General features: G+C 50.3%; 19 protein-coding genes and 1 pseudogene. 12 read left to right on the top strand and 8 right to left on the bottom strand.

Translation table 11 applies throughout. The features are described 5' to 3' along the window. Positions 1 to 19: 19 nt before the first annotated feature. Together IQ268_RS02520 and IQ268_RS02515 are read right to left on the bottom strand one after the other, a co-directional pair. Positions 20 to 718 carry a TrkA family potassium uptake protein gene (locus tag IQ268_RS02520; protein ID WP_193875400.1) on the bottom strand — a complete coding sequence of 233 codons (699 nt, stop codon included), beginning with the start codon at positions 716 to 718 and terminating at the stop codon, positions 20 to 22. A gap of 181 nt (positions 719 to 899) precedes the next feature. Then, positions 900 to 2,273 (bottom strand): annotated as a pseudogene (locus tag IQ268_RS02515) (TrkH family potassium uptake protein); the annotation flags it as partial. Between the two features lie 31 nt (positions 2,274 to 2,304). On the opposite strand from IQ268_RS02515, the gene IQ268_RS02510 reads away from it, so the two are divergent. The 4 genes from IQ268_RS02510 to coaE all read left to right on the top strand — a co-directional run bounded on the left by IQ268_RS02510 (position 2,305) and on the right by coaE (position 6,515). Beyond that, positions 2,305 to 3,147 carry a methyltransferase domain-containing protein gene (locus IQ268_RS02510; protein WP_193875216.1) on the top strand — a complete coding sequence of 281 codons (843 nt, stop codon included), beginning with the start codon at positions 2,305 to 2,307 and terminating at the stop codon, positions 3,145 to 3,147. 105 nt (positions 3,148 to 3,252) lie between these two features. Beyond that, on the top strand, positions 3,253 to 4,251 hold the full coding sequence (locus IQ268_RS02505; protein ID WP_193875214.1) for a homogentisate phytyltransferase: 999 nt from the start codon (positions 3,253 to 3,255) through the stop codon (positions 4,249 to 4,251). Between the two features lie 36 nt (positions 4,252 to 4,287). Continuing rightward, positions 4,288 to 5,871, top strand: a complete 1,584-nt coding sequence (gene cobA / locus IQ268_RS02500; RefSeq protein WP_193875398.1) for a uroporphyrinogen-III C-methyltransferase — start codon at positions 4,288 to 4,290, stop codon at positions 5,869 to 5,871. Continuing rightward, positions 5,868 to 6,515, top strand: coding sequence for a dephospho-CoA kinase (gene coaE, locus IQ268_RS02495; protein WP_193875212.1), 648 nt, complete (start codon positions 5,868 to 5,870; stop codon positions 6,513 to 6,515). Before cobA ends, coaE begins: the two co-directional genes overlap by 4 nt. On the opposite strand, the gene IQ268_RS02490 is transcribed toward coaE, so the two are convergent. Continuing rightward, positions 6,512 to 7,264 (bottom strand): hypothetical protein, encoded by a 753-nt coding sequence (locus tag IQ268_RS02490; RefSeq protein WP_193875210.1) that lies wholly within the window; start codon positions 7,262 to 7,264, stop codon positions 6,512 to 6,514. The genes coaE and IQ268_RS02490 overlap by 4 nt on opposite strands. Before the next feature lie 169 nt (positions 7,265 to 7,433). On the opposite strand from IQ268_RS02490, the gene IQ268_RS02485 reads away from it, so the two are divergent. The 3 genes from IQ268_RS02485 to IQ268_RS33215 all read left to right on the top strand — a co-directional run bounded on the left by IQ268_RS02485 (position 7,434) and on the right by IQ268_RS33215 (position 9,618). Then, positions 7,434 to 7,646 carry a DUF4089 domain-containing protein gene (locus IQ268_RS02485; RefSeq protein WP_193875208.1) on the top strand — a complete coding sequence of 71 codons (213 nt, stop codon included), beginning with the start codon at positions 7,434 to 7,436 and terminating at the stop codon, positions 7,644 to 7,646. Then, entirely contained in the window at positions 7,643 to 9,055 is a 1,413-nt protein-coding gene (locus tag IQ268_RS02480; protein WP_193875207.1) for an AtzE family amidohydrolase, read from the top strand. The genes IQ268_RS02485 and IQ268_RS02480 overlap by 4 nt, the downstream gene beginning before the upstream one ends. A 284-nt stretch (positions 9,056 to 9,339) precedes the next feature. Then, positions 9,340 to 9,618, top strand: a complete 279-nt coding sequence (locus IQ268_RS33215; RefSeq protein WP_193875205.1) for a GlsB/YeaQ/YmgE family stress response membrane protein — start codon at positions 9,340 to 9,342, stop codon at positions 9,616 to 9,618. Between the two features lie 248 nt (positions 9,619 to 9,866). On the opposite strand, the gene IQ268_RS02470 is transcribed toward IQ268_RS33215, so the two are convergent. Continuing rightward, complete coding sequence (locus IQ268_RS02470; RefSeq protein WP_193875203.1) at positions 9,867 to 10,109, bottom strand: hypothetical protein; 243 nt, start codon at positions 10,107 to 10,109, stop codon at positions 9,867 to 9,869. Positions 10,110 to 10,513: 404 nt separating this feature from the next. On the opposite strand from IQ268_RS02470, the gene IQ268_RS02465 reads away from it, so the two are divergent. Next, positions 10,514 to 11,686, top strand: a complete 1,173-nt coding sequence (locus IQ268_RS02465) for an FAD-binding oxidoreductase (protein WP_193875201.1) — start codon at positions 10,514 to 10,516, stop codon at positions 11,684 to 11,686. Positions 11,687 to 11,756: 70 nt separating this feature from the next. On the opposite strand, the gene IQ268_RS02460 is transcribed toward IQ268_RS02465, so the two are convergent. The 4 genes from IQ268_RS02460 to mgtE form a co-directional block, all read right to left on the bottom strand. Then, positions 11,757 to 12,080, bottom strand: coding sequence for a DUF6464 family protein (locus IQ268_RS02460; protein ID WP_339383395.1), 324 nt, complete (start codon positions 12,078 to 12,080; stop codon positions 11,757 to 11,759). 80 nt (positions 12,081 to 12,160) lie between these two features. Beyond that, positions 12,161 to 13,297 carry a mechanosensitive ion channel family protein gene (locus IQ268_RS02455; RefSeq protein ID WP_193875199.1) on the bottom strand — a complete coding sequence of 379 codons (1,137 nt, stop codon included), beginning with the start codon at positions 13,295 to 13,297 and terminating at the stop codon, positions 12,161 to 12,163. Positions 13,298 to 13,308: 11 nt separating this feature from the next. Next, positions 13,309 to 14,397, bottom strand: a complete 1,089-nt coding sequence (locus tag IQ268_RS02450) for a mechanosensitive ion channel family protein (RefSeq protein WP_193875197.1) — start codon at positions 14,395 to 14,397, stop codon at positions 13,309 to 13,311. A gap of 79 nt (positions 14,398 to 14,476) precedes the next feature. After that, complete coding sequence (gene mgtE, locus IQ268_RS02445; protein WP_370584636.1) at positions 14,477 to 15,871, bottom strand: magnesium transporter; 1,395 nt, start codon at positions 15,869 to 15,871, stop codon at positions 14,477 to 14,479. A gap of 367 nt (positions 15,872 to 16,238) precedes the next feature. On the opposite strand from mgtE, the gene IQ268_RS02440 reads away from it, so the two are divergent. The 4 genes from IQ268_RS02440 to aspS all read left to right on the top strand — a co-directional run bounded on the left by IQ268_RS02440 (position 16,239) and on the right by aspS (position 21,768). Further along, a complete protein-coding gene (locus IQ268_RS02440) occupies positions 16,239 to 18,038 on the top strand; it encodes an ATP-binding protein (RefSeq protein ID WP_193875195.1) in 1,800 nt (599 codons plus the stop codon). A 133-nt stretch (positions 18,039 to 18,171) separates the two neighbouring features. Beyond that, entirely contained in the window at positions 18,172 to 19,056 is an 885-nt protein-coding gene (locus IQ268_RS02435) for a zinc metalloprotease HtpX (RefSeq protein WP_193875193.1), read from the top strand. A 124-nt stretch (positions 19,057 to 19,180) separates the two neighbouring features. Then, positions 19,181 to 19,585 (top strand): hypothetical protein, encoded by a 405-nt coding sequence (locus IQ268_RS02430; protein ID WP_193875191.1) that lies wholly within the window; start codon positions 19,181 to 19,183, stop codon positions 19,583 to 19,585. Between the two features lie 395 nt (positions 19,586 to 19,980). Further along, the gene (gene aspS, locus IQ268_RS02425) at positions 19,981 to 21,768 is read left to right on the top strand and encodes an aspartate--tRNA ligase (protein ID WP_193875189.1); all 1,788 of its coding nucleotides are present in this window, start codon (positions 19,981 to 19,983) and stop codon (positions 21,766 to 21,768) included. Positions 21,769 to 21,804 lie beyond the last annotated feature (36 nt).

Genomic DNA, 21,804 nt, shown 5'->3' with positions numbered 1-21,804 from the left:
TCTTCTTCCGTCTCGTTGCCTATACAGGCAACTGATTAATCCCCCGATTGGTTCCAATCACAACCATGATCGAGCCTTTGTGCAGACGCAACACCGGGCTGGGGTTAATCTCAAACTTTTCGTCCTGGCAGACCGCCAGCAGGTTCAGCCCGTAACGCGATCGCAGTTCCAGTTCCACAATGGTTTTGCCATCAAACTCTTCGGGAACAACCACCTCAACGATGCTGTGATCGGGATCTAGCTCAAACCGATCGAGAATGCCGGGACGAGTGAGCGATCGCGCCAGCGTGCAGCCCATCTCATGCTCTGGAAAGACCACATGATCGGCACCGACTCGCTTAAGCAACTTGCCATGAACTTCAGTGGATGCCTTAGCCACCACATGAGGAACTCCGGCTTCCTTAACGTTAAGGGTGGTGATAATGCTCTCTTGAATGTAATTTCCGATCGCCACAATCACGGTGTCAAACTCAAAAATGCCAGCTTCTTTGAGCGCAGATGGCTCCGTAGAATCTAGCTGTAACGCATGAGAGGCAATCTGTTCTGACAAAACTTGAGCAACCAGCTTCTCATCGGAATCAATGCCTAAGACCTCGTACCCTAACCGATGTAGCGTTGAACACACGGCTCGACCAAACCGCCCTAATCCAATTACCGCAAACTGCCGATTCGTTGGACGCAGACTTTTAAAGAAACCTAAACCAGACAAATTTGACAGGTTCACCGTTAGCTCCGGGCTGTTAATAACTAGCCCTGAATAGTGTTGTTACTCAGATCACTATATTAAAAATTATCAACATTTGATGCAGGTAGAATTAACCGACTTTGACAGATCTTCTTGCTTGGGTGATTTTTTGACAAGCGCTTCTACCTGCATTCACTCTTTGTTATCCAGTCTGTTACCCAATCAGCAGGTTTTCCTCTGGGTAGTTCACCACGCTGGGACTAGAGTCTCCCAAAATGGCCGCCACAAACAACAGCACCCCAACTCGACCCACATACATCGTCAGGATCAACACCAGCTTTGCGGCGACTGAAACGCTGGCTGTAATTCCTGTGGATAGCCCTACTGTGGCAAAGGCAGATACCGCTTCAAATAACACCTGAATGAAATCAAACTCTGGGTCAGACAGGGTGATCAGCATCGTTGACCCGACTGCGGTCATGATGGAGCCAAAGACAACCCCTACCGCTTTCATGATCAGCATGACCGGGATTTGACGTTGGTAGCAAAGTACCTCTTCTTTGCCTTGCAGAACCGATTTCGTGCAGCTAAATAAGATGCGAAAGGTTGTGGTTTTAATTCCTCCCCCTGTACTGCCCGGACTGGCTCCGATAAACATTAGCGCAATCGTGATAAAGAGGCCAGCAGTCGTCATCTTGCCATAATCAATAGAGTTGAATCCGGCTGTTCGAGGCACAACGCCTTGAAACCAGGCTACGATTACTTTCTCACCAAAACTGAAAGAGCCAAGGGTGCCTGGATTATCAAATTCAGTTAAAAAGATAGCGATCGTCCCAACGATCAAGAGAAACACAGTCGTGCTGGTAACAATTTTGAAGTTTAGGGGGAACACGGCGCGTTCTCGACGCATTAAGCAGCGATCGCGTATCCACAGGTAAATCTCCATGTTTACCTGATAGCCAATGCCGCCAAAAATAATCAGCACCGGAATAATCAGGTTGATTGGAACAGATGTAGCATAACGAATCATATTGTCGGGAAACAGCCCAAACCCAGCGTTATTGTAGGCACTAATGCTGTGAAACAGCGCCAGCCAAATGCTGTTATCTAGCCCGTAATCTGAAGCAAACACGGGAATCATGGCAAAGGTACCCGTCAACTCAAACAGCAGGGTGACGGCAATAATCGATCGCACTAGCTGAATCACACCAGATATTCCAGGTGTATCGAGTGACTGCTGAATGGCTAGCTTTTCTCGTAGACCAAACCGCCGTCCCAGGATCAATAGCAGAAAGGTGGTCGCGGTCATATATCCCAAACCACCCACCTGAATCAGCAGCAAAATAAACAGTTGCCCCCAGAAGGAGTAGTACGTTCCGGTATCAACAACAACCAGGCCAGTCACACAGACGGCTGAAGTAGATGTGAACAAGGCCGTTACCAGATCGTTCCACCCCCCAGCGGTGGTTGAGAATGGCAGCATCAACAGCAGGGTGCCAACCGTAATAACAGCCAGAAAACCTAAGCAGATTGTTCGAGAAACGGTCATGAGGTGGTTACGATAATAGGAATCCGTTAACGAAACGTAAAGACACTGTTGAAGAGATTTCCCCTAAGCAATGGTTTCGACACTACAGCAACAAATTCAGCAATTCTACGATGCCTCATCGGGTCTGTGGGAACAAATCTGGGGCGAACACATGCACCACGGCTACTACGGGGTGGATGGCACAGAACAAAAGGAGCGGCGGCAGGCACAGATTGATTTAATTGATGAGCTGTTAGCCTGGGCGGGTGTCGATCATGCCGACCACATTCTGGATGTCGGGTGTGGCATTGGCGGCAGTTCGCTTTATCTTGCCGAAAAGTTTGGTGCCTCAGCAACTGGAATTACCTTAAGTCCTGTGCAGGCAGCACGCGCAACCGAGCGGGCACAAACTGCCGGACTGGCAGACCGAACTCGGTTTCAAGTGGCCGATGCTCTGAATATGCCCTTCCCGGCGCGATCGTTCGATTTAGTCTGGTCGCTGGAAAGCGGAGAACATATGCCCGACAAGACTCGGTTTTTGCAGGAATGCCATAGAGTACTGAAGCCAGGTGGAATGCTAATTATGGCAACGTGGTGTCATCGTCCAATTGATGGTGCGCCTCTCACTGCCGATGAGCAGAAACACTTAGCCGCTATTTATCGGGTGTATCGGCTGCCCCACGTGATCTCTTTGCCAGAATATGAAGCGATCGCCCAGCATCTTCCCCTAAAAAGCGTGCGGACGGCAGATTGGTCAGCAGCCGTTGCGCCTTTCTGGAATGTGGTCATTGATTCGACCTTTAGCCCTGCTGCGGTCATTGGGCTGCTGCGATCGGGATGGACGACGATCCAGGCCGCTTTGTCCCTGGGGCTGATGCGCCGAGGTTACGAACAGGGTTTAGTTCGGTTTGGGCTACTCGTCGGTATAAAATAAGCGTCGTAGCAGAAATGTCCTTCTAGAGAGGGTTTTTCTTGGTCGGTTGGTCTATCAATCGTCGTAATTGCTTAAAATCGAGCCTGAGGATTCATTTAGGCATACATGAGCCAGATTTCTCCTAAAAAGTCTCCAGTTTCTTCCACAGACGCTACGCAATCGAACGCAACCCCACGGCTCTTTTCCTGGCTCTACGCTCTCTGGAAATTTTCGCGCCCTCACACCATCATAGGCACTAGCCTGAGCGTTGTCGGGCTGGCGGTTGTGGCGATCGCCCTGCGTAACGGCGGGTTGGGTGCAGATGCAGCGTTGCTGTCCAGTCATTGGGTGACGATCGCCCTGGCCTGGATCACCTGTTTGTGCGGCAACGTCTATATCGTTGGGCTAAACCAGCTCGAAGATGTCAGCATTGATAAAGTCAACAAGCCTCATCTACCGTTAGCGTCCGGGGAATTCTCGCGGCGCGAGGGTTGGGTTATTGTTGCCATTACTGGCGGGTTAGCATTACTGCTGCCCTTGTTTCAGGGTGTCTTTCTCATAGCAACCGTCTGGTCTAGCCTATTCATTGGAACGGCCTATTCGCTGCCTCCCATCCGGCTGAAGCGCTTTCCGTTTTGGGCATCGCTCTGTATTTTTTCCGTGCGGGGAGCGATCGTCAATCTGGGGCTATTTCTACACTTCAACCAGCGGTTTCAAGGTGAGTTTCAACTCCCAATCGCTGTGTTGGCGTTAACCGGGTTTATTCTAGTTTTCACCTTTGCGATCGCTATTTTCAAAGACATTCCTGACCTGGAAGGCGATCGGCGCTACAACATTACAACGTTTACGATTCGGCTGGGCAAACGAGCCGTGTTCAATCTGTCGCGATCGGTGTTAACGGTCTGCTATTTGGGTGTCATTTTGGCTGGAGCCTTCATTCCCAGGGTTCATGTTGGGTTTCTCATCGTGACGCATGTCCTGGCACTAGGGCTACTCTGGGGGCTGAGCGTTCGAGTAAACTTGCAAGACAAGCAGGCGATCGCCCGATTCTATCAGTTCATCTGGAAGCTATTTTTTATGGAGTACCTGATTTTTCCGTTAGCCTGTCTGCTGGCTTCCGGATAGTGGCAGGTTAATGGCAGGTTAGGGACAAACTTGATGATGCAGGCAGGACGCGGCAAGGTGTACCTGGTGGGGGCAGGCCCAGGCGACATGGCCTACATGACCATGCGTGGCTATCACCTGCTAACTCAGGCAGACGTGCTCATTTATGACGCGCTGGTAGACGATCGCCTGTTCACCTGGCTTCCTCCCGGTTGCCTCAAGCTGGATGTGGGCAAACGGGGCGGCAAAAGCAGTACACCGCAAGCCGAGATCAATCAACTGCTCGTAAAACACGGCCTCAACGGGCAGCAGGTGGTGCGGTTAAAGAGCGGCGATCCGTTTATTTTTGGGCGATGTACGGCAGAAATGCAGGCGCTGATCGAGGCAAACTGTCCGTTTGAGGTGGTTCCCGGCATTTCCTCTGCCCTGGCGGCACCGCTTTTAACCAGCATTCCCCTGACCGATCCGGTATTGAGCCACGGTTTTGCAGTCTTTAGCGCCCATGCTCCTGAAATATTGAACTGGGAAGCATTATCCCAAATTGATACGCTTGTCGTTTTGATGGGTGCCCGCCACTTAAGCGAAATAGTGCAGCAGTTGCAACGCTGGGGGCGATCGCCCCAAACGCCAATTGCCGTGATCCGTTGGGCAGGGCAACCCCAGCAGCAGCATTGGATTGGCACCCTGATGACGATTGAGCAGAACACGGCACGGCAACCCCTTTCTCCAGCGGTGATTGTGGTGGGGGAAGTGGTTGGGCTGCGTCCCTTTCTTCAGTCTCCCTTTTCGTCAGACAATGAGAAACAGCGTTCTGTAGCTCCTATGGTTGATCTGCCGACTCATACTGTGCCCTCTATTCAGCTCCCTTTGCATGGCAAAACGATTCTGGTCACCCGGTCTGCTGGGCAATCCAGCCAATTCACCGCACTGTTACAGCAACAGGGTGCAACCGTCCTGGAAATGCCAGCGCTGCAACTGGAGCCACCCTCCAGTTGGCAAGCGTTAGATCAGGCGATCGCTCGTCTTTCTGAATTCAACTGGCTAGTTTTGACCTCAACTAACGGCGTTGATTATTTCTTCGACCGTCTGGCCAGCTCAGGTAAAGATGCCCGCGACCTGGCGGGTGTCAAAATTGCAGTAGTTGGGCAAAAAACGGCGGCCAGTTTACGCCAGCGGGGGTTGCAACCCGACTTTATCCCGCCGAACTTTGTGGCTGATGCGCTGGTCGAGCATTTTCCCGATCGCGATCGCATGACCGGAATCACGATTTTATTTCCCAGGGTCGAAACAGGTGGTCGAGAGCTATTGGTGCAAGAGTTTACGGCTCAGGGGGCGATCGTTACGGAAGCGGCGGCTTATCAGTCTGGCTGCGCCTCAGCTATAGAGCCAGAGATTATCGCAGCCCTGGAACAAGGGGCGATCGATATCATTACCTTTGCCAGTTCCAAAACGGTCAACTGCTTCCACCAGCTCAGCCAAGCGGCGCTGCCTTCCACCTGGACTGCCGATCGCGTCTGTATTGCTTCTATTGGCCCCCAAACCTCGCTTGCGTGCCAGCAAGTCTTTGGGCGAGTCGATGTGGAAGCCAGCGAATATACCTTAGAAGGTTTAACCAACGCGCTAGTAGATTGGGTTTCATGATCCCCCTTGCACTCCGCACAGACGGACTACCCCATCGGGTGATTGGTTTAACGGGTGGAGTCGGCATGGGAAAAACCACCGTTTCAACCTATTTAGCCGATCGCTACCAGTTGCCGATCCTGGATGCAGATTGGTATGCCCGTGAAGCGGTAGAGCCAGGTTCAACGGTGTTAGCCAAAATTGTGGAACGCTATGGCGATCGCCTGCTGCAACCAGATGGCCGCCTTCATCGGCAACGGCTGGGGGAAATCGTCTTTGCAGATGAGCTAGAACGCCGCTGGCTGGAACAGCAGATTCATCCCTATGTACGCGATCGGCTGGAAACAAACCTGATGCAGTTAGCGGAGCAGGAGCCGCACCATGCGGCTCAATCGCTGGCCGTTTTAGTCATTCCATTGCTATTTGAAGTGCAGATGACCGATCTGGTAAGCGAAATCTGGGTGATTTCCTGTACCCCTGAGCAGCAGCAAGCCCGACTAAGGCAACGCGATCGGCTCACTGTGGAGCAAATTCAGGCCAGAATCGACAGCCAACTACCGATTGCAGAAAAGCGGCGGCGAGCGGACGTGATTCTCGATAACTCTTCAACATTAGAGGCGTTACAGCAACAGGTGGATGCGGCATTGGCTCACCGCACAAATTAAGGCGTATCGTGGACTTCCTGTAGATGGACGATCGCCTCAGAATAAAGGGTTGTTAGGCGGTGGGACAGCGAATGGTTCCACAAATCCACAAAATCTCCCACAGAGAAAGGCAACGGTTTGTCCGTTACGGGCAGTTTGGCATCATCCATGTCATAAAAGTGCAGCCGTTCGAGCGGCTCAAACCGTTGCGGCTCCAAAATATTGGCGCGATAGCTGCCTTTTTCGTCAATATCTGAAAAACAATACACCTGGTGGTAGTTTCCGCCAGACACGTCGCGGTATTGCGTTAAGGCGTAAATATCAACGGGTTGGGTAGGCAGGTTCAGTGCGATCGTCAATCGTTTTTGCGTGGGTAAGGTTGGGCAGCGAAAAATACTGCGAATGCCGTAATACCCCACTTTGTCAGCCTGAAGCGGATACTTGCGATAGCGCGGCTGCACAAAGTTCCGCATGAACGTAGAAATATCAATTCCTTCTTCGGTATACGCTCCAATGACGCTGATATGAATGTCATAGGCTGGAACGCTACCAATGTTATACATCTCTAGCTTCAATGCCTTTCCAGGAATCTCCGTCTGCATATCACAGTAGAGATGTGGAAAAGAAGACAGTTTTAGCTGTTGTTCTAGCGTACCTTTCAATAAACGGTTTTCCTGCCGAAGTTCCTGCAAGATCTTGTAGGTAAACCAGGCATAAAACCCGACAATCACTAACAAAATGACAATACTGATTAGAACCAGAGATTCCATTACGAAATCCTAAACAATAGCCAAAGCAAATCAGCCGTTTTCTAACACAGTCTCAGTCTACGGTATCGGCTGAATCCCTTTTAGCCTTGAAATTGCTTTAAAAAAGAGGTTTGGTGCATACGGCAGATTATTAGGATATCGTTTTCTCATCTTGCTAAACGGTACTCCTATGGTGGAATCTTCTTTCGATGCAGCCGCTTATGTTGATCAACTCGCAAGTGCCCTGCATCTGCCCATTGAGCCAGACTATCGACCTGGTGTAATCGACAACATGGCTCGAATTGCGGCGATCGCGCAACTGGTCAATCAGTTTCCGCTGCCTGATGACATGGAAGCCGCTCCTATTTTTCAACCCGTTTCGTCTGGCCTGGATCAGCTATGACCCTTAATCTTGACACGCTTGATCTGGATTCGCTGGATGCGATCGCCACCGCTGAAGCAGTTCGTGCCGGAGTCGTTAGTGCCACCACCGTTACCCAGGCCGCGCTGGCTCGCATTGCAGCCAGAGATCCAGCCATCAACAGCTTCACCAGCATTACTCAAGCGCAAGCTCTGGCAGATGCCGCTCAGGTTGATGCTGCGATCGCGGCGGGGCAAGATCCGGGACTGTTGGCGGGTGTACCGTTTGCGGTAAAAAACCTGTTTGATATTGCAGGGTTGGTTACGGTAGCGGGTTCCAAAATCAATCAAGCCAATTCTCCAGCCTCTCAAGACGCAACCGCTGTAGCGGCCTTGAAGCAAGCGGGTGCCGTGCTTGTCGGGGCACTCAACATGGACGAGTACGCCTACGGTTTCACGACTGAAAATAGCCATTATGGGCCTTGCCATAACCCGTACGACCTGGAGCGTGTTGGCGGTGGTTCGTCGGGTGGGTCAGCCGTTTCTGTTGCAGCGGGTTTGGTACCGTTGACCCTCGGCTCAGATACCAACGGCTCAATTCGAGTACCGTCTTCCTTGTGTGGCATTTTTGGACTCAAGCCAACCTACGGCCGCTTGTCACGGGCAGGAGCATACCCGTTTGTCGGTAGCCTGGATCATATTGGCCCATTTGCCCGTTCTGTTCGAGACATTGCTGCCGCGTTTGACGTTCTGCAAGGCTCAGACGCTAACGACCCCATTTGTACCACTCGCCCACCAGAGCAATGTTTGCCGCAACTCTCTCAGGGAATTACAGGCTTGCGGATTGCGATCGCCGATGGCTACTTTGCAACCGGGGGGGAACCAGAAGTCTTTGAAGCGGTTGAGCGGGTAGCTCAGGCATTGAGTGCCCGTGAGCGAATTACCCTTCCCGAAACGCATCGAGCCAGGGCGGCGGCTTACATTATCACCGCCTGCGAAGGCAGCAATTTGCATCTAGAGCGGCTTAGAACATGCCCTCAAGATTTTGACCCAGCCACACGCGATCGATTCCTGGCAGGTGCAATGATTCCTGGCAGTTGGTACCTGCAAGCGCAGCGCTTCCGCCGCTGGTATCGCGATCGCCTCAGTGAGTGCTTTCAGCAAGCCGATTTGATTCTGGCACCAGCCACTCCCTGCACGGCTCCCAAAATCGGGCAAACCACAATGGTACTGGATGGAGTTGAAGTCTTAACCCGACCAAACCTGGGGCTGTATACTCAACCCTTATCGTTTGTTGGCCTGCCCGTTCTCTCTGTTCCGGTGCAACGTGCAAACGGTTTACCCATCGGCGTACAAATAATTGCCGCTCCGTATCAGGAAGCAACTATATTGAGGGCGGCTGCCTTCCTGGAAGCCCAACACGTGATTTCGGCTCCAATCGTTCTGCCTTAGGTCATAGCAAGTCGCTTCTATTCATCCTCAAGAAGTAGAGCCTAGTTGATAAAAATCTAGTAAAGAAACCGTTAACAAATGACTACTGAAACGGCAGAATAGGACTCTTTAAATCGGTGCTACATTTCAGACTTAAGGAACGTTTGAAGCAGCTTATTTCGTCTTTTCATTTTGCTGAGATGATTACGCCTTCGGGCAGAAGCAAAAAGCATTGTCGCCGGGATACTGTGTATATGACAGCTTGTTAGATAAAGATTAAGCGTAAGAAGTAAGGAGAAACTCGCATGTCAGTCACAGGAATTCTAGCTTGGGTTGTTTTAGGTCTGATCGCTGGTGCGCTTGCCAAGCTCATTTATCCTGGTAATCAGGGTGGCGGTATCCTGGCGACAATCGGTTTGGGAATTTTGGGTGCTCTGCTCGGAGGTTGGATTGGTCAAGCCTTGCTTGGAACGAGCGCGGGAGCAACAGCAGGCGCTTTAACTATTCCTAGTATTGCTCTTGCCATCGTAGGTGCTATTATCCTCATCTTCCTGTGGGGTCTGGTAACCCGCAGAGCAGCATAACCATTGCTTTAAAACACGGTGCTTTAAAAACACGGGGCGGCAGCAATAATGATCGCGCTAGTGCAGATAAACCGCCACACGCCGGAGTTCTACCAAAATAGAGCGGCGATCGACCGTGCTAACACCAACGATCGATTTATTGCTGCTTGGATGAGGGTTGAATAAGCCTTTATTCAGCTTTGTTAAGATCGTGATATTGATGCGAATATGGAGTAGAGTTAGCTCTACTCCATATTTTATGGGATGGCTTAAGCGTCTTTGTTGCGAAGCTGCCAGGTTGCACCAGCAGCAGCTCCAGCTCCGGCAATAAACCCGCCGCTCATTCCTTCGATGGTCTTCGTTACTGGATTTTGAGTCAGGCAGCTATTAGAAGGCGTGTCATCGTCTAAGCACTGATTGATGGTTGCGCGGCTTGCGGTACCGCCTAGCACAACACCTACGATGCCGCAGGAAGCAATCAGGAGCAAGAATCGGTTAATTTTTCTACCCATAGATAGATGTGAAGTGGGGGAGTGAGGTTCTTTAGACAATCTTGCTTATTCTAGCGGTGTTCCGCAGTAGTACTACTACGGAATTACGAGAACTTTGGATTCGTGTAAAGCCAAATTAAAGTTTGACAAGGGTTAGGGTATCATCCGAAATGCTCACCGCTTTCAGCACGCCATAACAGCCGATGACAAGCTCCTTGCGATTTACAGGAGGTCGTCTCTACTTCGTGTTTCCAGGATTGGGGCGGTTGGCTGCTGAACAACTATCCAAACCAAGTGCGTGCTCAAGCCGTATGTATTCTTAACATTGAGGTGGTGCTAGTAGAAGGCGAGCCGTCTGGCTATTCCCAGGAAAGCTAGCAGACTAAAGTAATGCCATCAGTTATAGCAGCGTAGGTCTAGAGTGCATGAGAACATATGACTGGATTGTAGTGGGTGGTGGATTGACAGGGTCGGCCTTGAGCTATGAGTTAGCCCATGTGGGCTTCGACGTTTTGCTGGTTGAGCAGGACGCATCGGCTAACAATGCTACACGCTACAGCTATGGCGGTATCGCCTATTGGTCGGGCACAACGGATCTAACACGCCAACTTTGCCAGGAAGGAATTGCACGGCACCGGGTTCTGTCGGACGAACTGGACAGTGATACGCAATTTCGAGAATTAGATTTGCTGTTGACGATCGACTCCGATCGTGAGCCGCATCGGGTAGCGAAAACATATGATCAGTTTGCGATCGCACCCACCTTACTAAGTGTGGATCAGGCTTGTGAGATGGAACCGTTGCTTAATCGAGCAGCGATCGCGGGTGCGCTCCATCTCAAACACGGCAGCGTTAATCCAGAATGGATTGTTAATGCGTATAACCAGGCGTTTATGCGAGCAGGCGGCACCATTGAGATTACGACAGTTACCGGATTGAACCGAACCGCAGATCGCGTCTGTGGCGTTACCACGTCTGCCGTAACCTACGAGGGGAATAATGTAGTCATTTGTGCTGGGGGCATGAGTCGAGCCTTGTTGCACGCAGCAGGAATAACGGTTTGCAACTACTTTACCCACTCTGAGCTGATCGAAACACCGCCTGTTGATTTGCGGCTGCAAACCATTGTGATGCCAGCAGAACTGCAACGGTTTGCGCTGGAAGGTGAAGCAGGGAAGCATGACACAGCTATGCTTTGGAGCAAACCGGGATATGAGATCACGGCTCCAATTATGGATGCGGGTGCAATTCAATTAAGCGATGGTCGATTGCGGCTCGGTCAAATCAGCCGCATGTTAACCGATGTTACAGCAGAGATTGATGCAGCAAAGAGCGAGGCGTGGCTGCGCTCTAGCGTTGGCCGCATTTTGCCAGCGCTTGAGAATTTACCGGGAAGATGGTGCCGCTGTTTAGTGGCGTTTAGCGGCGATCGCCTTCCCTTAGTCGGAATGATCCCCGGAATAGATGGCTTGCACATTTTTTCTGGCTTTAGCAATCCATTTGCAATTTTGCCGCCGATCGCTCGACGCTATGCTCACTTTGTCGCAGGGCAGGCCGATGAGGTGATATTGCAACTGTCACTCGATCGATTCGAGTAGATGTTGGAACGACTTGTTCTGCTGCGATCGCATCAACCCATTAATCAGGACTCATTTAGACTCGTCGAAGCTACAAAGGTTCACCTGACTCATCAGACAATTCTTTCGGCTGGTAATGTGAACAACTGTCGCAAGGCCCAAACGGATTAACCGCACACCGAACGTAAGTGGATCGGGCGTTGAACCGACAATTGAAGTCACCGATGATATAACCCAGCCCTTCAACATAGTGATGGTCGGGAGAAAGCGCCAAACCGGGAAACCGACGAGCGCTAGCCGCTTCGAGCGTCAGCCTTAGTCTCGCTTGCGTTCGGGCATCGGCCTGACGCATGACCCAAAGCGAAAACAAGGATGGAGTTAAACCAATGACAAGGATTAAGAGTGCTATTATCACGACGTTGAACAGCCGCAACTCCCTATTGGTCTGTATTTCGTATGCTAGCGCATCAGCCGCGAATCTTGGCAGCAAGGAGATTAGATAGTAACGGGTGACTCCACGTAGATTGTGGGGTCTTGCATGGTGAATTGAATGTTGAAGGTCGCCAATTTTTTAGAAATCGTTTGGTTCGCCAGTTCTAGTAAGCGTTTTCGCAACTGTATCGAATTTTCACTAGAACCCAGGATGAAGAAGGTAACTCTAGCTCGTGTCTCTGGTTTGCCATCGAGATGAAACAGCATAATTTTGGTGCTTCCGGGGTCAATACCAAACAGCGCATTGGTACACTCCTTCACCACCTGCTCCACTAAAGCCTGCTCGCGTTCTCCAAGGCTCTGAGAGAAATCCAGGTAAAGCAGAACCATCACCTTTTTACCGCGTGTGATGTTTTCAATATCCACATTTGCCATGGTGGAGTTGGGCACAATCACCAGGGTACTTTTTGCAGCAGTGCGAAGTTTGGTCGATCGCAATCCAATCGATTCAACTCGCCCATAGACGGGTTCCGTATGCGGGTTTAACCCCACTCGAATATAGTCTCCAGGGATGAAGGGGCGATCGAGATAGAGAACGACTGTTCCCAACAGTTGTTCTAGTGTTTTTTGAGCTGCAAAGGCGATCGCAATTCCGCCAATTCCGACACCGGCCAACAAGCCGATTAAGTTAATGTTTTGGCTTTGGGCAAAGGCAACAACCGCAATGAAACCAATAATAGTATTGGCCAAGGTTTCAAACACCAGTAACATTTCGTCTATTTCTAACCCTAACCGTCGAATTAACTCAATTCCATAAACACGAACAAACTGACGGAATAGCTGGGAAGCTAGCCAGGCTGTACTGAGAACAACAGCAAAGTCAACAAAGAACTTTAAAAACTGATAAAAGCCTTCATATTCTTGAATCAAATTCAAGCAGACCGAGATCAAAACCAGCGTTCCTGCTGCTTTAAACAGAGGTTCAATTGGCTCGATTAAATGAGCATAAATATCTGAGACTTGATGTGGCGAAAAGCGACGAATAATCAGCTTGATCAGTAGAGGAGTGTATCGTCCAACCAGGAGAGAAATAAACACAAAAAACAGAAAGACAGCAAGCCGCACCCCTAAACTGACCAAGAAACGTTGCGTTTCTGCATCGATTTGAAACCAATCTCGAAGTATAACCGGGATATCCATGAACAGCGGAGTTAGATAGTAATTGGAGAATCGACGTAGATGGTTGGTTCTTCAATATCAAAGGCAATGCCGTATTCTTTCAATCGTTGGGTAATGTTTTGACTGGCAATATCTAATAACTGACGACGCAGTTCCATAGAAACATCGCCTGATCCCAGAATAAAGAAAGTAATCTGCGCTTGAGTTTTGGGCTGGTTCGGTAGTTCTTTGAAGCTGAGATCGGTGCTTTGAGTGTCGAGGCCAAAGATATCGCTCGTGCTGTTCAGGATAACCTGGCGAATTAATGCCTGCTCTTCGTAGGGGATCACCCGATAGAACGTCAGGTAAATAATCGACATTACCTTTTTAACGCCCGTAAAATTTTCGATAGTCACCTGGGTTAGAGCGCTGTTTGGCACAATGACTAGCGTTCCCTTCCCTGATGTTCTGACTTTGGTTGAGCGGAGGCCGATGGATTCAACCCGGCCAAAGGTACCATCAGGCAAACCGATATAATCATCCACGACAAAGGGGCGATCGATGTAGAGTACGATTCCACCCAAAAATTGTTCTAGCGTTTTTTGGGCAGCAAACGCGATCGCCAATCCTCCAATTCCCAGGCTGGCTACTAACCCAACGACGTTAATCTGGTGGGTTTGAGCAAAGGCAATAACTGCAACAACAATGACAGAAAAACTGACAAAGAATTTAGCCAGAATCAGAAATTCACTGTTAACTTTTCGTCCACCCTTAAAGGCAATTTCTAATAAATAGGTATCAAAAAATTGGCGAAACAGACGAGACGACAGCCAGCACAGCACAATTGTTAGCGTCAGGCTCAGTGGAATTTCAACCACCGCTTTCCAGGACGATCTGGGAAGTAATAGCACTACGAGTTCGGCTATTGATAACGCGATCGCCCACTGAATCCAGGCTAAACACGGCTCAACAATGTTGTGGTAAATCTCCTTGAAAGTTGCTGTGGTAAAACGATTCCATAGAGTAGAAATCAGAGTTGGTAACAATCGACTGGCCACAACCGTCAGGATGGCGGTTAATCCAATTACCAAGCCAATCTGAATGCCTTCAAACGTGGAATCTGCCAAAACGATATCGACCATTGAATTTATCGCCTCTTGGGGTGGTTTGCCGAGTCATGAGGGCGATTAAGTGGCTGCCATGCTGCTGCAATTCCAATTTTTAAATATCGAGAATCAGCCGTGCCACATTCAAATAAAGCAATACGCCCAATACATCCACGACCGTGGTGATGAACGGAGCCGACATCAAGGCTGGATCTAACCCAAGCGCTTGAAACAAAAACGGCAGAGCCGACCCAGATACAGATGCCAGAATTGAAATGGCAACCAGGCTAACCCCAACGGCGATCGCAACGGCCAGATTTCCCTGGAGAAAATAAGCCCACACCAGGACAACGCTGCCTAACATCAGCCCCAAAAATGCCCCGGCGATCGCTTCTCTTCGGATGACTCGTCCAGCTTTGCCCTTGCGAATCTCGTCGGTATTCAGACCTCGAATCACCACTGTAGAAGACTGGGCACCAACATTGCCCCCTGTGCCAATTAGTAAGGGGATAAAGAAAGCCAGAGCCACCACCTGCTGCAACACATCCTGCTGGCTGCTAATCACAGCCGTTGTTGCAGTGTTGGTAATCAACAGCACAAAGAGCCAGACGACCCGCCGACGGGCAACCGTGAGCAGGTTCGTTTCAAAGTAGCTGTCATCTCCCGACTGCACCCCGCCCAATGTGTAAATATCTTCGGTAGTTTCCTCTTCCAAGATATCAATTACATCGTCAACGGTAATAATGCCCACCAGGCGTTGTTCTGTATCGACGACAGGCACTGCCAAAAAGTCGTACCGCTGAATCATGCGAGCCACTTCTTCCTGGTCTGTACCCGTCTGGACACAGACCACTTCACGGGTCATAATTTCGCCAACGATTTGATCCGGTTGGGCAATCACCAGTGCCCGCAGTGACAAAATACCCGTCAGGTGCCGAGCTTCATCAGTGACATAGAGATAATAAATAGTTTCACTGACATGTGCCAAACTGCGGATTCGCGCCAGTGCTTGAGCGACTGTCCAGGTTTCTTTCAACGAAAGATACTCCGGAGTCATAATTCGTCCGGCTGTACCAGACTCGTACCCCAGCAGCAAAGCGGTAGCGCTTCGTTCTTCCGGGCTGAGTTGTGCCAGTAGACGGGTCACCACTTTAGCAGGCAGTTCGTCAAACAGCCGCGCCCGGTCGTCGGGGGACATCTGATCGACAATATCCAGCACTTCCTGGCGTTTAAGTTCTTCTACAAGCGTTTCCTGGACGGAATAGTCCAGATACTCGTAAACTTCGATCGCCTCGTCTTTAGAGAGCAGGCGAAACGCGATCGCCTGCATGGTTTCTGGTAGACCCTCGATCGCTTCCGCAATATCCGCAGGCTGAACGGGTACCAGCAATGCTTTGGCACCCTGGAGATTGTCTTGCTCTAGCAACATTTGAAGCTGCGATCGCACTAGATCTCGCAATTCTCGCCGCGAGAGATTCTGGAGAGAAGTCGCTGGGTTGTTATCCTCAATGAATGTCAACGCTCTTACATCCAGTCGTCTATAGGTGCTGCCTATAGTCTAGAGGGGACTGGCAATTGGGCAAACCTCTTTCAGTAATTTTCAGCCTAAATATAGAGGCATTCCCCTTTTTGATGCGGCAATGCCTCTACGTACCGCGTCTAGCTGAAATCAGGCATAGACATGGATGGCGATCTCGGCAAAAGCGCTCAGGCAAGTTCAGCCAGTAATACCACAGATACTCCCCGTCTCATAGGCGACACTGGATTTACACGCTCCAAAACTCCACGCTTGGTTTGCCTGATTCAAAGCACTCCACTCCATTCTCCACAAACGCAATCCAGTTAGGTCGCTGCCACGATGCAGGGAGCTTTAGTTAATGCTGAACACATTATTATTAAGTGCAAATACCTTTGTTTCAATTAGTTACTTTGCGATCGCACTGCTAATCTTGTTTCCCTTTCTGCGGGGACAACAGAAAACTTCGCTAGTTTTAGCCACCATTTTGGTCTTCTTCAGTTGCGGGTTGGGGCATGGGGGACATGTGCTGTTGATGGCATTTTCTCAGCCTCCGTACAACGCTTCACCCTTACTCAAAATGCAAGTAGGGTTTGATCTACTCACAGCAGTTGTTGCTGGAACGTATATCGCTCTGCGACCCTACTATACCGTCCTGGTAGATGGGCCACTGCTTTTAACTCAGGCTCAAACCCAACTGACGCAGGTTAATGCAGAACTAGCCACAACCAACGCTAATTTGGAGGCAGCCATTGAAGAACGTACCGCAAAACTGACCCAAGTTAATGAACAGTTAGCCAACGAAATCATTGAGCGCAAGCAGGTAGAAGAAGCACTACGACAGGAACAAGAGTTTATTCAAGTTCTTGTAGAAAATTTTTCTGAAGGTGTGGTGAGCTGTGATGCCAACGGATGTCTGACGTTGTTCAATCGAACAGCGCGGGATTGGCATGGAGCCGATCTGCAAACCATCCCCCCCGAAAAATGGACTGACTTTTATGACCTTTATCGTTTAGATGGAGTCACACCGCTGCCCATCGAAGAAATTCCGCTGGTGCGGGCTTTACAGGGTGAACAGGTTCACGATGCTGGCATGGCTATTGTGGCAAAGGGACAATCCCCGCGTTACCTGCTGGCAAATGCCAACCCACTCCTGGACAGTAACGGCTATCAAGTCGGTGCCGTCGCTGTCATGCACGATATTACTGCCCGAAAACAGGCGGAAGAAGCGTTGCAGCAATCGCAATGGCATCTTAAAGAGAAAGCACGGCAGCAGGAACAAGTGCTGTATGAACTGAAACGGACGCAAGCTCAGGTGGTGCAAAGTGAAAAGATGTCCAGCTTAGGTCATCTGGTAGCTGGGGTGGCACATGAGATCAACAATCCCGTTAATTTCATTTATGGAAACCTTGATTATGTAAGTGAGTACACTCACGATTTGATGCATCTCGTACAACTTTATCAGCAGCACTATCTCACCCCTGTACCTGATATTCAAGCTGCCATTCAGGCGATCGACCTCGATTTCTTGTTGGTCGATTTACCAAAAACGCTATCATCCATCAAGGTTGGAGCAGAGCGCATTCAAAGTATTGTTTTGTCGTTACGCAACTTTTCGCGCATGGACGAAGCAGACATGAAAGCAGTGGATATTCATGAAGGCATCGATAGCACCCTGCTCATTCTGCAAAATCGGTTGAAAGCAAAACCGGATCATCCTGCGATTGAAGTTCAAAAAGACTATGGCAATTTGCCTTTAGTAGAGTGCTACCCAGGGCAACTGAATCAGGTGTTTATGAACGTGATTAATAATGCGATCGACGCTCTAGATGAACACCTGGTTCAATCGTTTGAAGCAGGGAAACCGCTCCAGCCTGCTACTATTAGCATCCAGACAAAAGTACTGAATGCGGAACGAGTCTACATTCGCATCTCAGATAATGGAGCAGGCATTCCTGCCAAGATTCAGCAACACCTGTTTAATCCCTTTTTCACAACCAAGCCCGTTGGCAAGGGAACGGGGTTAGGGCTATCCATCAGTTACCAAATTGTTACAGAAAAGCACGGCGGCTTATTACAGTGCATATCTGAGGGAGGACAGGGAGCTAGCTTTATCATCGAAATTCCCATTCAGCAGCAAGCGATCGCACAGGCGAACTAACCGTACCTCCTGGTGGCAGATTCCGCTCCATGCACACTGATTTGGCTCGATACAATTTACTTAGAGCAAAATCAATCTCTGCCGGGACTGGAAGACGTTAAAGCGTCAGTCTGACAACAGGAGAGCAAGCTAAATGAACCAATTTAGAACTGTGGCACTATTGGGTCTGCTGAGTGCCTTATTCATCACCCTTAGCTACTGGCTGATTGGAGGCCCAACCGGAGCGGTAATTGGCGTGGGTCTGGCAGCGCTAACTAATTTGGGTTCCTGGTATTACTCCGACCGCATTGCGTTGGCGGCCTATCGTGCCCAACCTGTTAGCCGAGCGCAAGCACCGGGATTGTATCGCATGGTGCAGCGATTGAGCGATCGCGCTAACCTGCCCATGCCTGCTATTTATGTGGTGCCAACACCAGCAGCCAACGCTTTTGCCACCGGACGCGATCCTCAACACGCGGCGGTAGCTGTTACACAGGGCATCATCAACTTACTGCCAGACGACGAGTTAGAAGCGGTCATTGCTCACGAGTTGAGCCATGTTTACAACCGGGATACGCTTACTCAAGCGGTAGCAGCCACGATCGCAGGCGCAATTTCTTTTCTGGCACAGATGGCAAGCTATAGCCTTTGGTTTGGCGGCATGTCACAAGATGATGACAGTCCAAATCCACTCGGCATACTGTTGACCGTAACATTAGCCCCGATCGCTGCCACCGTGATTCAGCTTGGGATCTCGCGTACCCGTGAATTTGAGGCCGATGCAGGAGCCGCCCAACTGACGGGTAATCCACGGGCATTGGCTAACGCCTTAAGACGATTAGAACGGAGTGCCCAACAGCTACCCATGCCAGGGAATCCGGCCTTTGAACCGTTGCTGATTACCAATGCACTTCCCAGAAACACGCTCAGCCACTTTTTTTCTACCCATCCTTCTACTGAGGCTCGAATTCAACGCCTATTGAAGTTAGAACAAGAGAGGGTGGGTCTGCGAATGCCAGCTTTCTCTCGGTTGCGATAAGTGCAGAACCAGAGTGCTATCACTAGGACAACGCAGTTTGAGAGATTGTTTCGCAACGCGACGCTAACGGTTCACCTGTAATGTACGCATTGCCAATGTTTAGACTTTTGTAAGGAGAAGCAGTATGAGTTCTGAACCAAACACCCCTGAAACAACGGCTATTGTTGAAGTCAGTTCCCAAACGGATGCCCTGGTAGAAACTGAAATGGCGAACGAATCGGACGAGGTTCGCCGTGAGACGAAGGCGTTAATTGAAGCGATTAGAAAACGCGCGCAGGTTGAGGTTCAAACAGCGGGGGACTATACTCGCGACGCGTATTTGAATGCAGTGCGCCATGCACGGGAATCAATCGAACACAATCAGCTATTTGAGCCAGAACGCATTGATCGATCGGTGCAGTTGCTTCAGCAGGAAGCCGAGAAAAACTGGCACTATGTCCTCAGTGAAATTGAATCGCTAGGCACCCGCTTAGCTGAAGCAGCAAAAGCAGCCTGGGATACGCTGATGAACTCGCCCAATTCTAAATAGCTGTATTCCGGTACAGCCAGAATCAAAAGGCAGGCGATCGCTTGCCTTTTGGTGTGTTTGGCGATCGCCAACAATTGATCTCACGTTGCCGATAATTCTAGGCATAATGGGACAAACAGATCAATGACTCTGGCAGAGAATTGCACCAATCACAACCCATACGCTTCCTGAACCGATGTGGCTAAGCGTCTATACGGATTCCAGAATGGCTGACCCGCAACGGCTAAAGCGATTCGTGGAATAGCGATGGTTATCGGTGTCGGCGCAGAGTCGCTCGGCATTGCCCCCAAACTGGAGAACGAACATCGGAATCCTATCGTTCAGGATTCTCACAATGCTAGATAATAAGAACGTTTTGTAACCGATTACCCTTCAAGCACCCCTGATTCTCAGCCATGCGAACTCACTACTGCGGTCAACTTCGACCTGAACACATCGGCAAGACGGTCACCCTGTTTGGTTGGGTCGATCGCCGTCGAGATCATGGGGGCGTGATTTTTCTAGATTTGCGCGATCGCACCGGCACTGTTCAAATTGTCAGCGATCCCGAACGCACTCCAAAGTCATACAACGCGGCAGAAGCCTTACGCAACGAATATGTGGTGAAGGTAACGGGTCGGGTATCCCATCGTCCCGAGGAGTCGCTAAACTCCAAGCTGCCAACGGGTGAAGTAGAAATCTACGCCGATGAAATTGAGCTATTGAATGCGGTTCGTAAGCAGCTTCCGTTTCAGGTTTCGACCTCTGACACCGAACCGGTGCGGGAAGACTTGCGCCTGAAGTACCGCTACTTAGACCTGCGGCGAGAGCGGATGTCGCGCAACCTTCAGTTACGCCATCAAATTGTGAAATCGATTCGGCGCTATCTCGAAGACGAGCAGGGATTTATTGAAATTGAGACGCCCGTGTTGACGCGCTCAACGCCAGAAGGAGCCAGAGATTATCTGGTACCGAGTCGGGTCAATCCTACTGAGTTTTATGCGCTGCCCCAGTCGCCGCAACTGTTTAAGCAGATGTTGATGGTGTCGGGGTTCGATCGCTACTATCAGATTGCTCGTTGTTTCCGAGACGAAGACTTACGTGCCGATCGCCAGCCCGAATTTACTCAACTCGACATGGAGATGAGCTTCATGTCGCAGGACGAGATTCTGGATCTAAACGAAGGGCTGGTTTGTCACATCTTTAAGACCGTCAAGGGCATTGATTTACCTCGCCCTTTCCCCCGCTTAACCTATGCCGACGCGATGGATCGCTATGGCAGCGACAAGCCCGATACCCGCTTTGGCCTGGAACTGGTTGATGTGTCTGACCTGGTCAAAGACTCCGGATTTAAGGTGTTCTCTGGCGCAGTGACGAGCGGCGGCATCGTTAAAGTGTTGCCACTACCAGAGGCAAACGCACTCATTTCTAACGTTCGGATTAAGCCGGGTGGCGATCTATTTAAAGAGGCCAGCGAGGCCGGAGCCAAGGGACTGGCGTACATCCGGGTGCGGGATGATGGTGAAATCGACACCATCGGCGCAATTAAAGACAACTTATCGGATGAACAGAAGCAGGAGTTGTTAAGACGGACGGGTGCTGAACCAGGGCATCTGCTGCTGTTTGGGGCGGGTGATGTGGCAACGGTCAACAAAACGCTCGATCGCCTCCGGCAAGTGCTGGGACGCGAACTAAAGCTGATTGATGCAACCAGGCTGAATCTGCTCTGGATTACCGACTTTCCCATGTTTGAGTGGAATGCCGATGAAAAGAGGCTGGAAGCGCTGCACCATCCCTTTACAGCACCGTTTCCGGACGATGCCCATGACCTCAAAACGGCTCGCGCTCAAGCTTATGACCTGGTATATAACGGGTTTGAAGTCGGGGGCGGCAGTCTGCGAATTTATCAGCCCGACTTGCAGCAGCAGGTGTTCGAGACGATCGGTTTATCTCCAGAAGAGGCTCAAAATAAGTTTGGCTTTTTGCTGGAAGCGTTCGAGTTTGGCACGCCACCCCACGGCGGCATTGCCTACGGCTTAGACCGACTGGTGATGCTAATGGCGGGCGAAGAGTCAATTCGAGATGCGATCGCCTTCCCCAAAACGCAGCAAGCCCGCTGTCTGTTGACCGATGCGCCCTCCGGGGTCGATGGCAAGCAGTTGAAGGAATTGCAGATTGCGTCAACGTTTAAGCCCAAGGCTTAGGGAAAAGAACACGCGATCGCCTTGAGAACGATGGGC

Origin of the sequence: Oculatella sp. LEGE 06141 (genome assembly GCF_015207605.1) — a bacterium.
Taxonomy (GTDB): Bacteria; Cyanobacteriota; Cyanobacteriia; order Elainellales; family Elainellaceae; genus Oculatella.
This window is presented reverse-complemented; position numbering and strand designations above follow the sequence as displayed.